Genomic DNA, 11723 nt, shown 5'->3' on the forward strand with positions numbered 1-11723 from the left:
GCGCCCTGGGCCATCTTGATCTGGATCTCCTTGGCGCTGCGCAGGTAGCGGCTCGTCACGCCAAAGCGCGCGGAGGCCACCTGCTTGATGGCGGAGTTCCTGGAGTCGCCGTTGGACAGCGTCGTCTCGCGGATGGGGTTCTCGCCGCCCTCGCCGGTGTTGGACCTGGAGCCCAGGCGGTTCATCGCGATGGCAATGGTCTCGTGCGCCTCCTCGCTGATGGCGCCAAAGCTCATGGCAGCGGCCTCGAAGCGCTTGACGATGCTGTCGACGGACTCGACCTCGTCCAGGGGCACGGGACCCGTCGGCAGGGGCACGAGGGAGAGAAGGTCGGACAGAACGATGGAGCGGCCGGGCCTGTGCAGCGCGGCGCTGTAGCGCTTGAACGTGTCGTAGCTGCCCTCGCGCACGGCGCGCTGCAGCAGGTAGATGACCTCGGGGGTCAGCATGTGCTGCTCGCCGCCGAGCGGGCGCCACTTCGTGATGCCGGAGCTCGCCAGCTGGTCGGGAGCCGGGCTCCTGCGCTGGGCCTCGCCCTCGTCGTAGCGGCCCTCGCACTCGCGCTGGACGTCGTCCATGTCGAGGCCTGCGACGGGGCTGGGCGTGCCGGTGAAGCAGCGGTCCACGACGTCCTTGGCAAGGCCCACGACCTCGAAGATCTGCGCGGAGTGGTAGCCCTGCATCGTCGAGATGCCCATCTTGGACATGATGGAGACGATGCCCGCCGTGAGGGCCTTGTTGTAGTTAGCCACGCCCTTCTCGCCGTCCACCTTGATGTGGCCGTCGTCCGCGAGCTGGCGGATGAGCTGGTGCGCGAGGTAGGGATAGATGGCCGAGGCGCCGTAGCCCACCAGGCACGCGTAGTCGTGCGGGGTCATGGCGTCGCCGGTCTCGACCACGATGTCGGCCCTCATGCGAAGGCCGCACTCGATGAGGTGGTGGGACACGGAGCCGAGCGAGAGGAGCGACGGCACGGGCACCTGGCCCTCGCCCACGCGGTCGGACAGCACGATGATGTTCACGCCCTCGCGGACGGCCTTCTCGACCTCGGCGTTGAGGCTGTCGAGCGTCTTGGACAGGGCGTGCGGGCCGGCGTTGCGGCCGAAGCTCGCCGTGAAGCGGCGGGTGGAGAAGCCCACCATGTCCACGTGCAGGATGCGGTCGAAGTCGTCGCGCGTGAGGATCGGGGTCTCGAGCCTGATGAGGCGGCAGCTGCTGCGCTGGTCCTCCAGCAGGTTGCCGTGGTTGCCCAGGTACAGGATCGAGGACGTCACGAAGTCCTCGCGCAGCGCGTCGATGGGCGGGTTGGTCACCTGCGCGAAGAGCTCGTTGAAGTAGTCGAAGAACGAGCGGGAGCGCCTGGAGAGCACCGCGAGCGGCATGTCCGCGCCCATGGAGGCGCCGGGCTTCTTGCCCGTGGTGGCCATCGGGGTGATGGCCTCCTCGACGTCGTCGAAGTGGTAGCCGTGGCGCGCGAGCCTGAGCGACAGCGGGGCCTCCGCGTCGGCGGCCTCGCCCTCGGCGTCGCCCTCGGTCGCGGGCGCGAGGTCGCTCACGCCCAGCGTCTCCTGCGCGACCCAGTCGCGATAGGGCTTCTCGCGCGCGAGCTTGTCCTTGAGCTCGTCGTCCCAGATGACGCGGCCCTTGTCGGGGTCGACGAGGAGCATCTGGCCGGGGCCGAGCGAGCCGCTCTGGACGATGTCCTCGGGCTCGACGTTGCAGGCGCCCGCCTCGGACGAGAGGATCAGGCGGTCGTCTCGGGTGACGTAGTAGCGGGCCGGGCGCAGGCCGTTGCGGTCGAGCGCGGCGCCCATGTAGTGGCCGTCCGTGTACGCGATGGCCGCGGGGCCGTCCCAGGCCTCGGACAGCATGGACTGGTAGGCGCCGAACGCGCGGCGCTCCTCGGAGAGCTGGGGGTTCTTGTCCCACGGCTCGGGCAGGAGCAGCGACACGGCGCGCGGGAGCGACCTGCCGTTCATCACGAGGAACTCGAGAACGTTGTCGAGGACGGCCGAGTCGGAGCCGGCGCTCCTGATGACGGGCATGACCTTCTTGAGCTCGGCGCCCATGACCGGGGAGTAGAGCTCCGGCTCGCGCGCGCGGACGCCGATGACGTTGCCGCGCAGCGTGTTGATCTCGCCGTTGTGGATGATGTAGCGGTTGGGGTGCGCGCGCTCCCAGCTCGGCGTCGTGTTGGTGGAGTAGCGCGAGTGCACGAGCGCGATGGCGGTCTCGGCGTAGGCGTCGCCGAGGTCGCGGTAGAACGAGCGCAGCTGCGTCGCGACGAGCATGCCCTTGTAGACGATGGTGCGGGCGCTCATGGAGCACACGTAGAACGTCTTGCCGGAGAGCGCCGGCTCGCGCTCGGCCAGCTTCTCGATCACGCGGCGCGTCACGTAGAGGCGACGCTCGAACTCCTCGCCGGCGGGCGTGGACTCGGGCCTGCCCAGGAAGGCCTGCACGATGTGCGGGCGGCAGCGGTTGGCCGTGTCGCCCAGGTCATGCGGGTCGACGGGAACCTCGCGCCAGAACAGCAGGGGCACACCCTCCTTGGCACAACCGTCCTCGAAGACGCGACGGGCGTCGCGGTAGCCCTCGGGGTCCTGCGGGAAGAACAGCATGGCGACGCCGTACTCCCCCTCCTCGGGAAGGATGTGGCCCTCGCGCTGCGCCTCGCGGCGGAACAGCCTGTGCGGGACCTGCAGCAGGACGCCGGCACCGTCGCCCGTGTTCTTCTCGAGCCCCTTGCCTCCGCGGTGCTCGAGGTTCATCAATACCGCAAGCGCGTCGTCCAGCATCGCGTGCGAGCGCTCGCCGCGAAGGCTCGCCAGCGCGCCGATGCCGCACGCGTCGTGCTCGTACTCGGGGCTGTACAGCCCCTGCGGGGCGTGCCCCTCTCCGTTGAAGCGCCGCTCTCGCGCCGCCTGGAACTCCCTCTGGGAATCCTGACCTGCCATCGGGTCTCCTCTCGCCTTTGCCTCAGGTGGCAACATACCGAGAGGATTTTATGACCGAAACGCCCGTGATTGGCTCCCGTGCGCAAATCCTCACGGGCTGGATACCGTTGGGTTTCCCAGACGTAGCGCAATCGAAACAAGCGCACGTAGAATGGCTGTGTGATTTGTCACGATGTTACGGACGAGAAGAGCTCGTGCCCTCGGCCGTTGAGCGAGGCGCCTTGGCGTCAGTCCACGGGCGTGTCGAGCTCCATGTCCGCGATGCCGTTCTTCTCGCCCGCGGGCGCGCCGTCGTCGTAGGGGAACTCCGGGGCGAAGCCGTCCAGGAACTTGCCCTCCGAGAAGCGCTCGGGGATCGTGACGGGATAGCGGCCCGTGTAGCAGGCGTCGCAGTAGCCGCACTCGGGCACGCAGCGGCGCAGCCCCTCGAGCGAGAGGAAGGCGAGGCTGTCCGCGCCGATGTACTCGCAGACCTCGTCGGCGGACTTGTTGGCGCTGATGAGCTGCTTCTGCACGTCGGTGTCGATGCCATAGAAGCACGGCCACTTGACCTCGGGGCAGTTGATGCGCACGTGGACCTCGGTGGCGCCGGCCTCCTTGAGCATGCGCACGATCTGCTTGGACGTGGTGCCGCGCACGATGGAGTCGTCCACCATCACGATGCGGCGGCCGGCCACGTTGTCGGACAGCGCGTTGAGCTTCATGCGGACGCCCATCTCGCGCATCTCCTGCGTAGGCTGGATGAACGTGCGCGCGACGTAGCGGTTCTTGATGAGGCCCTCGCCAAACGGGATGCCGGTCTGCGCGGCGTAGCCCTCCGCGGGCGGCATGCCGGAGTCTGGCACGCCGATCACGAGGTCCGCGTCGACCGGTGCCTCGCGCGCGAGCTGGCGGCCCATCTCGTAGCGCATGGAGTAGATGGAGCGCCCGCGGATCACGGTGTCGGGGCGCGAGAAGTACACGTCCTCGAAGATGCACTGGGCCTCGGGCTGCGGCGCGATGCCCTGCTCGGAGAGGATGCCGCCGTCGGATATGCGCACGATTTCGCCGGGGCGGACGTCGCGCACGTACGTGGCGCCCACGATGTCGAGGGCGCAGGTCTCGCTCGCGACGACCCAGCCGTCCGTGCCCAGCGCGCCGATGACGAGCGGGCGGATGCCGTTGGGGTCGCGGAACGCGTACAGGGCGTTCTCGCGCAGCAGCACCATGGCGTAGCCGCCGCGGACCATCTGCATGGCGTGGCGGATGCCCACGCGCAGGTGGCCGGACTTCTTGGTGAAGTAGCCGATGAGCTCGCACGCGACCTCGGAGTCCGTGTTGGAGCGGAACGGCACGCCCAGCTCCTCGAGCTCGCTGCGGACGCCGTCCGTGTTGACGAGCGTGCCGTTGTGCGCGAGCGCGATCGTGACGTCGTCTATAAGCGAGAAGTGCGGCTGCGCCGCGTCGAAGCCGCGTCCCCCCGCCGTGCCGTAGCGCACGTGGCCGATGGCGCACTTGCCCGCCATGGCCGAGAGGTCGGCGTCCGTGAAGACCTGGCTCACGAGGCCGCGGTCCTTGCGCACGCGCACCGTCTCGCCGTTGCCGACGGCGATGCCCGCCGACTCCTGCCCGCGGTGCTGCAGCGCATGCAGGCCAAAGTACGTGATCCTGGCCACGTCCCTGTTGGGGGCCCACACGCCAAACACGCCGCACTCGTCGTGGAGCGAGTCGTCCTCCCCCACGCACGGCCGCTGGCCAAAGCGCTCGTCGTAACCCATGTGAAAGCTCCCCTTCTGCATGATGCCCATGCGCTTCTCGTCAGGAGGAGGATGCCCGCCGCGCCATGAGCCACGTCGCGCGAGCGCGCAACCTGAAAGACTGTCATGTTCCACCTGACAGCTTAACGTATGACGGACGCGACCCGCCAACGTGAACGTGCAGGTAACAAAAAAGCCGTATGGGCGTCGCGGCGGACGCGCGGGCGAGAGGGACGTGCCGCCTCTGCCGGCGGGCGGCCTCTAGCGGAGGTCGTCCAGGAGCGGGCCGCCCTCGCCCAGGCGCCAGTGCGTCCAGCCGTTGAGGCCGGTGGCGTGGGCGCCGATGGTCTGGAGGAAGCGCTCGTAGGCGGCGGTGGGGTCCGTGAACATCTGGCCGTTGGCGAGCATGATCTTGCCCGTGGACGTGACCGTGGCGCGGCCCGGGTACATGGGACTCGCGCTCACGAGCGCGTCGTCCATCTGCACCACGCCGGCGTCGAAGAGGTCCTGCCAGCTGGTCTGCTTGATGCTCGCCGCGCGGGTCGTGGGACGGAACGACTCGAGCGTTTCCGCGTCCACCGTAGGCATGGGCCAGATGGCGAGGGCCTCCCGCGCGAGGCGGGCGCCGCGTGCCTCGATCTGGCTCGGGCCCCAGGTTGGCTGGTCGAGCACGTCCGAGGAGAGCGCGATGCGCTCAGGCGCGCCGTCCGCGTCCTTGCGCAGGCGGTCGAGCTTCTGGCTAAAGCTGCAGTCCTGCAGGTCGTAGGCGTAGGGCGTGAGCACGAGGTTGCCGAGCGTGTTCTCGAGCCGCTCGAAGGCGAGCTCGGGGTTGGGGCCGAGCGCATTGCGCCACGCGTCGTCCTCGAGCGCGCCCACGGGCATGACGTGCTCGACGGACCAGCCCTCGCGGGTGGGGACTGCGCCCTTCTCGCCCGGCGCGGCGGACGCGGGGGCGGTCGCGACGCGGTGGCCGTTCAGGCGCGAGAGCAGGTAGAACGAGCGCGAGAAGCCAAAGCAGTCGCGACTCCGGAGCGCGCGGGCGAACTCGTCGTCCGTGGGGAGGCGACGCGGCGTGCCCTCCTCCACCAGGAAGAGCGCGAGGTAGGCATCATAGTACTTCTCGCCCGCGTTGCGCACGGCCTGGAGCTTTGCCACGAGCCGCAGGAGGAACTGCGTCTGGGCGCTGCCCTCGCAGTCGCACACGGCGCGGCGCAGCAGGTAGGACTCGAGCACGCCGAGCATCGTGGCGAGCTGCGCGAGCGTGCACTCGCGGCGGTGGCAGCTGCGCAGGAGCTCGAGCTCGAGCGGGCGCGCCTGCGGGACGCCCAGCTCCGCGATGCCCGCGAGGTGCCCGTCGATCGTGCGGAGCGCCGGGTCGTCGGGCGCGGACTCCACGGGCGACTGCGCGAGCTCGCCCGTGACCGTCGCGACGTAGTACTGCGCGAAGTCCTTCAGGCGCAGGCACAGGAAGCCCATGCGGTCGTTGCGGTCGAAGCCGCCCTCCGCAACGTAGCGCTTGAACGTCTGGTACAGGTCGGCCGGGCCGAGCGGCTCCGGCGCGTACGTCATCTGCATGAAGCAGCGCACGAAGTCGTCGAGCGCGTCGTCCTCCCCCAGGGGGAGAAGGGCGTCCTCAAGCGGCTTCCAGTACGTGCGGTACGCCTCCGTCTGGCGGTCGAGGGGGTACTTCATGAGCACGAAGTTCCTGATGAGGTCCGCGGCGCCGAGGTCCTTGCCCGTGGAGTTCATGGATTCGAAGATGAGCTGCGCGCGGTCGCGTCCCTGTGTGAGCTCGACAGATACCACCTCGAGACGGCGCAGGCCCACCCACACGCTGCCGACGTCGGACAGGGCCTCGAGGTGCTGCTCGAAGAGCGCGAGGTTGTGCATGATCCGCTTGGACGAGGGGTCAACGGGGCGCGACGGGTCCTCGAGGTTGTCCACGATCGAGCGGAACGTGGCGCGGTCGCCCTTGGAGAGCGTGAGCTTGTAGTGGTCCTCCCCCGAACGGAACGGGTTCGTGAGGTAGCCACCGAGCATGACCTCGTCGCGCGAGTACGGGAGCCGCTCGTCCGGGTGCGCCGACGCGTAGCGCGCGAGCGCCACGAGCAGCAGCGTGATCGTGGTGATGCGTTGCTGGCCGTCGATCAGCGCGAGCGCGGCGACGCCGGCCGGCGAGGTCGAGCCGTCCTGCATGGTCACGATCGAGCCCGTGAAGTGCGTCTCCTCGCGGGAGCGGCCGCACTGCAGGATGTCGTCCCACAGCTGCAGGCACTGCTCATCTCCCCAGGAGTAGGGCCGCTGGTAGACCGGGACCACGAAGCGAACGTTGATCTCGCTTATGAGACCCATGACCCTGCGGACGCCTGCATCCATGCCAAACTCCCATCACGTGTGCGTGCCTGCCGCGCCGCGAACCGCCGCGACGCCAACGCGAATTATAGGCGCACGGGAGCCGGGTGAACTTTTTTCGCCGTTCGTGTAACGGAAGGGGGTTTGAGGGTGTTTTTCATGAGGCGAAACCCATCTAGCCTAACGCCAAAACCGCTCACGAGCCCAGTCGCAGCCATAAACGACGGGTTGTGTGCGGTTTTCAAGCTGAAATCGACGCCTCGAGGTCTCAAGTCCGCCTTCGGGTTGAGGAAAAAACACCCTCAAACCCCTCTGGATTGCAAGCGAGCCGAAAATTCTTGCCCAAACCCTAGTCGAGCATCCGCTTGGCCCTGGCGCGCGTGGCCGCGAGGCTGTGCCCCAGGCCCATGTGGCTGCCGGCGGAGTACGCCGTGGCACCCGTCGCCTTTGCCTCGACGGGCTTGCCGTCTGCCAGCGACGCCAGCAGCACGGACGCCAGGACCAGCAGGCAGCCCAGGTAGCACTGCGGCGCCATGACCTCGCCCAGGAACACGAAGGACAGCACCGCGGACGACACGCTCTCGAGCGAGAAGAGCAGGCTCGCGTGCGTGGCCGTCGTGCGGCTCTGCGCCACGGGCTGCATCGCGAAGCCAAACGCGCTGCACACGAGGGCGAGCCCGAGCACGGCCCCCCACTCGGCCGGGGTCTGCGGCAGCGCCGGCCCCTCGAAGGCCAGGTTGAACGCCGCGCCGAAGACGGCCGCGAAGCCAAGCTGGCAGATGCCCAAGAGCAGCGCGTCCTCGCGGCGCGAGAACCTGTCCGTCATCACTATCTGCAGCGCATACACCGCAGAGCCCGCCAGGCAGAGCGCGGCGCCGGCCCCCATCGACATGGGCCCGTTCAGGGTGAGAAGGGCGAGGCCAACGGTGCAGACGACGATTCCCAGAAGCGTGGCCCTGCTGGGCGCGCGGCGCGTCCACACGGACACGATCACGGGCACGATCACGACCTTCGCGCTGGTCAGGAAGCCGGCCGTGGATGCGGGCGTCGTCTTGAGGCCGTACATCAGCAGCCCGAAGAACACGCACAGCAGGAACCCGAGCACGGCGCCGCGCCACACGATGTCTCGCGTGAGTCCCGCGAGCCTCCTGCGGAAGATGAGCGCCACGGCCACGAAGGCGATGCCAAAGCGCAGCGCGACCATGCCAAACGGCGGGATGGCCGAGAGCCCCACCTGCATCATCAGGTACGAGCTTCCCCACGCGACCGCGATCAGCGCGATCATGAGGTCCGCCTGCCGCTGCGACCAGCCCGCCTTGCCCGCCTCTGCCTGCATGCCCTGCATCCGCGCTCCCATTTATGCCACCGCGTTAACTTTTCCTCATCTGTTGTAACGGCTGCCGAGGCATTTGTTAACTTCATCTTTATACTCATATCAAGTACGTTTTGTAATGTCACGATTGGGAGGCCGCCATGGCTGCAGGCGTGGATCGCTACGAGATATTCCTCAAGGTCGCAGAGCTCGGCAACATCACCCGAGCCGCGGAGGAGCTCAGCTACACGCAGTCGGGCGTGAGCCACGCCGTCCGCTCGCTCGAGCAGGAGTGCGGCACGCCGCTCCTCTCGCGCGGCAAGACGGGCGTCACGCTCACGCAGAACGGCCAGCTCCTGTTGCCGCGCATCCAGACCCTCGTCAACCAGAAGCGCGCGCTCGAGCAGGCCATCCAGGAGGTCAACCACGTCGTCGCGGGAACTTTGCGCGTGGGCACGTTCACCTCGGTCTCCACGCAGTGGCTCCCCAGCATGATCTCGCGGTTCCAGAAGCTCTACCCGCAGGTCACGTTCCAGATCTTCGCCGGCGGCTACGACGAGATCGCCCAGCGCATCGCGCGCGGCCAGGTGGACTGCGGCTTCCTGACCTCGATCGCGAGCGGCGACGGCCTCACCTTCAGCCCGCTCAAGCGGGACCAGATGATGGTCGTGCTCCCCAAGGGCCATCCGCTGGCCGAGAAGGACGAGGTCACGGTGCAGGAGGTCGCTCGGGAGGACCTCGTCATGCCGCTCCGCGGCTCCGAGCAGGACATCCGCGCCGCGCTCGCGGACGCGCGCGGGCAGCTCAAGGTGCGCTACGCCCTCAACGACGACTTCTCGGCCATGGCCATGGTGGAGCACGGCTTTGGCGTCTCGGTCATGCCGCGGCTCATCCTCAGGAACTCGGCCTTCGACGTCGACGTCAGGCCCCTCTCTCCCGCAAGCTACCGCACCATCGGCATCGCGACGCTCGAGCCCGAGGGCCTCACGGCCGTGGCGTCCACGTTCGTGCGCTTCCTCAAGGACCGCAACAACGCGGACCTGCTGCGCTAGCGGTCAGCCCGGTCAGTCCGCCCCGCAACGTCCCGCGCGGCCCGTCACGACGCCGTCACAAAGCGCACGTCGTCGAGCCCCTTCACGTGCACCGCGATGAGCGCGCGCACGCTGGACCGCTGGTCCCTCGTGAGCGGACGGCGTGTCTTGACCGTGGCCACCACGCGCGTGGCCGGTCCGTCGGCCGAGGACGTACCCACGTACTCCGTGCCCACGCGGTACTCCTCGAAGCCCGGGCACACCGCGTCGAGCTCGCGGGTCGTGAGCGACACCTCGTAGCGGTCCGTGCTCGCGCTCGTGCCGGATGCGGACGCGCGCACCATGCCGGCCGTCGCGATCACGCACGGGATCATGAAGATGACGGTCGCCACCGCGATGAACCGCTTCATGTTGCGCGAGAGGCGCTTCTCGGCGGCCTCCTCCTCGAGGGTCACCACGCCGTCCGGGCCCACCTCGCGGTGCAGCGGCACGCGCAGGATCAGCAGCACGATCTCGGCCGCGAGCGCAATGAACACCACGTTGAGCCAGAACTCGTAGAACGCGCTCGCAAAGCGCGCCGGGTCGCGCGTGGCGATGCCGCAGCCCGCGGCGCACAGCGGCGGCATGAGCGCCGTCGCCACGGCCACGCCCGCGATCAGGGTCGCGGGCTCCTGCCGGCGCGAGTTGCCCAGGCCGCCCGCAAAGCCGCCGGCCGCCGCCACCAGGATGTCCCACACCGTGGGCGTGGAGTTGCTGACGAGCTCGCTCGTCTCCGTCGCGATGGGCGAAAGCACAAAGTAGAGCGTGGACGTGGCCAGGCAGATCGCGATCTGGACCAGAAGACCTACCACGGCGTCGCGAAGGAGCCTGAGGTCCGCCGTCGCCACGGAGTAGGAGATCGCGAGCACGGAGCCCATGAGCGGGCAGATGAGCATGGCGCCCACCACGCACTCCGTCGAGTTGGTGTTGAGGCCGATGGACGCGATGAGCATCGCCACGATCAGGATGCAGAGGTGCGTGCCGTTGAGCTTGGAGCCGCCCACAAAGCGCCGGCGGATCTCCGCGTAGCTCGCGCGCCCGCTGCGCACGTTGAACACGCTCGAGAGCGCGCGGGACACGGGGTTGCCGCCACGCCCGCGCCTGCCGCGGCCGCCGGGCTTTCGCTTTCCCTCTGCCGCCTCTGCCGCCTCTGCCATACCGGTCCCCTCCACGCGCTGCGCGCCGCCGCACCGCGCGGGAGCACGCGTCACAAGGGGATTCTATCCAGATGGCGCGCTCCCATACACGCGCCCGCGCGCCAAGGTGCCAGCGTGCGCGATCTTTGGCCCTTCTCGGCAGGCGTAAATGTTGCGGCGGCAACGCATCGCCGGCAGGCGGAGTACTAGAGTCCAAGGTGACGTGGGCCCCCGCGTGCGGGAGAGGGCGGTTGCCACCGGCGCCGCAACCGCGGAAGGGACCGGGGGCCACGCCGCAAGTCAGCTGGAAGGCAGGCATGGGCATGGACTTTGACCAGATATTCGAGGCAATCAAGGCGGACGAGCAGAACGCGTCCTACACGCAGGCGGGCATCGACCCGCTCTACACCGCGGCCGCCGGCGCGCGCATCGTGATCATCGGGCAGGCGCCCGGGCAGGTTGCGCAGGACACGCGCATTCCCTGGAACGACAAGAGCGGCGACCGCCTGCGCGAGTGGCTCGGCATGGACCGCGACACGTTCTACGACCCCAACCTCGTGTCCATCATGCCCATGGACTTCTACTTTCCCGGCCACGGCAAGGGCGGCGACCTGCCTCCGCGCAAGGGCTTCGCGCAGAAGTGGCACCCGCAGCTGCTGGCGCTCATGCCCAACGTGCGCCTCACCGTGCTGATCGGCTCGTACGCCACCAGGCGCTACCTGGGGCTCAAGAGCAAGGACAAGCTCACGGACGTCGTCCGCAACTACCGGGATTACCTGCCGGAGTACTTCCCCCTGGTGCACCCCTCGCCCAGGAACCAGATCTGGATGAAGAGGAACCCCTGGTTCGAGAAGGACGTCATCCCCGACCTCCAGCGCCACGTGAGCGAGGCCCTGTCCTAGCCGCAGCCCGTCGACCGCGCGCGCGACGCCGCGGTCGGCGCACCTAACCCAGCAGCCGCGCCATGAGCGAGGCGAGCTCCCCGTCCGTGTGGACGGTCCAGTCCGCCCGCGGCTCGGTCACACCCTCGGGTATGCCGTTGCGCCTGCGGTCGAGCCATGCCACGCGCATGCCGGCCGCGTGCGCGCCGACCACGTCTATCTGGTACGAGTCCCCCACAAAGAGCGACTCCCCCGCACTCGCTCCCATGTCGCCCAGTG

8 protein-coding genes are annotated in these 11723 nt (G+C 68.7%); 2 read left to right on the forward strand and 6 right to left on the reverse strand.

Features of this window, described 5'->3' with window-relative positions; all coding sequences use genetic code 11:
* The 4 genes from ACI38Z_RS06190 to ACI38Z_RS06205 all read right to left on the reverse strand — a co-directional run.
* The coding region (locus ACI38Z_RS06190) for a glutamate synthase central domain-containing protein (RefSeq protein WP_439789325.1) at nucleotides 1–2957 on the reverse strand (2957 nt) is incomplete at its 3' end.
* A 227-nt stretch (nucleotides 2958–3184) separates the two neighbouring features.
* Nucleotides 3185–4714: an amidophosphoribosyltransferase gene (purF, locus tag ACI38Z_RS06195; RefSeq protein WP_439789332.1), complete on the reverse strand. Its 1530-nt coding sequence runs from the start codon at nucleotides 4712–4714 to the stop codon at nucleotides 3185–3187.
* 240 nt (nucleotides 4715–4954) lie between these two features.
* Nucleotides 4955–7069, reverse strand: coding sequence for a GmrSD restriction endonuclease domain-containing protein (locus tag ACI38Z_RS06200; RefSeq protein WP_439789326.1), 2115 nt, complete (start codon nucleotides 7067–7069; stop codon nucleotides 4955–4957).
* Between the two features lie 325 nt (nucleotides 7070–7394).
* Nucleotides 7395–8390, reverse strand: a complete 996-nt coding sequence (locus tag ACI38Z_RS06205; protein WP_439789327.1) for a DMT family transporter — start codon at nucleotides 8388–8390, stop codon at nucleotides 7395–7397.
* Between the two features lie 128 nt (nucleotides 8391–8518).
* On the opposite strand from ACI38Z_RS06205, the gene ACI38Z_RS06210 reads away from it, so the two are divergent.
* The gene (locus ACI38Z_RS06210) at nucleotides 8519–9409 is read left to right on the forward strand and encodes a LysR family transcriptional regulator (RefSeq protein WP_439789328.1); all 891 of its coding nucleotides are present in this window, start codon (nucleotides 8519–8521) and stop codon (nucleotides 9407–9409) included.
* 44 nt (nucleotides 9410–9453) lie between these two features.
* Here the strand turns inward: ACI38Z_RS06210 and ACI38Z_RS06215 are convergent, their stop codons facing one another.
* A complete protein-coding gene (locus ACI38Z_RS06215) occupies nucleotides 9454–10584 on the reverse strand; it encodes a DUF389 domain-containing protein (protein ID WP_439789329.1) in 1131 nt (376 codons plus the stop codon).
* Nucleotides 10585–10880: 296 nt separating this feature from the next.
* Between ACI38Z_RS06215 and ACI38Z_RS06220 the strand changes: the two genes are divergently transcribed.
* Nucleotides 10881–11465: a uracil-DNA glycosylase family protein gene (locus tag ACI38Z_RS06220; protein ID WP_439789330.1), complete on the forward strand. Its 585-nt coding sequence runs from the start codon at nucleotides 10881–10883 to the stop codon at nucleotides 11463–11465.
* Nucleotides 11466–11508: 43 nt separating this feature from the next.
* Here ACI38Z_RS06220 and ACI38Z_RS06225 read toward each other — a convergent pair.
* On the reverse strand, nucleotides 11509–11723 hold a 215-nt coding region (locus ACI38Z_RS06225), incomplete at its 5' end, for an HAD family hydrolase (RefSeq protein ID WP_439789331.1).

This window comes from Parafannyhessea sp., from assembly GCF_051876455.1.
Lineage (GTDB): Bacteria > Actinomycetota > Coriobacteriia > Coriobacteriales > Atopobiaceae > Parafannyhessea.

Bases quoted from the DNA above. Each gene is read 5' to 3' on its own strand.
- ACI38Z_RS06205 (WP_439789327.1), bottom strand. From the start codon at position 8,390: ATGCAGGGCATGCAGGCAGAGGCGGGCAAGGCGGGCTGGTCGCAGCGG.
- purF (WP_439789332.1), bottom strand. From the start codon at position 4,714: ATGGGTTACGACGAGCGCTTTGGCCAGCGGCCGTGCGTGGGGGAGGAC.
- ACI38Z_RS06220 (WP_439789330.1), top strand. From the start codon at position 10,881: ATGGGCATGGACTTTGACCAGATATTCGAGGCAATCAAGGCGGACGAG.
- ACI38Z_RS06210 (WP_439789328.1), top strand. From the start codon at position 8,519: ATGGCTGCAGGCGTGGATCGCTACGAGATATTCCTCAAGGTCGCAGAG.
- ACI38Z_RS06200 (WP_439789326.1), bottom strand. From the start codon at position 7,069: ATGGATGCAGGCGTCCGCAGGGTCATGGGTCTCATAAGCGAGATCAAC.
- ACI38Z_RS06215 (WP_439789329.1), bottom strand. From the start codon at position 10,584: ATGGCAGAGGCGGCAGAGGCGGCAGAGGGAAAGCGAAAGCCCGGCGGC.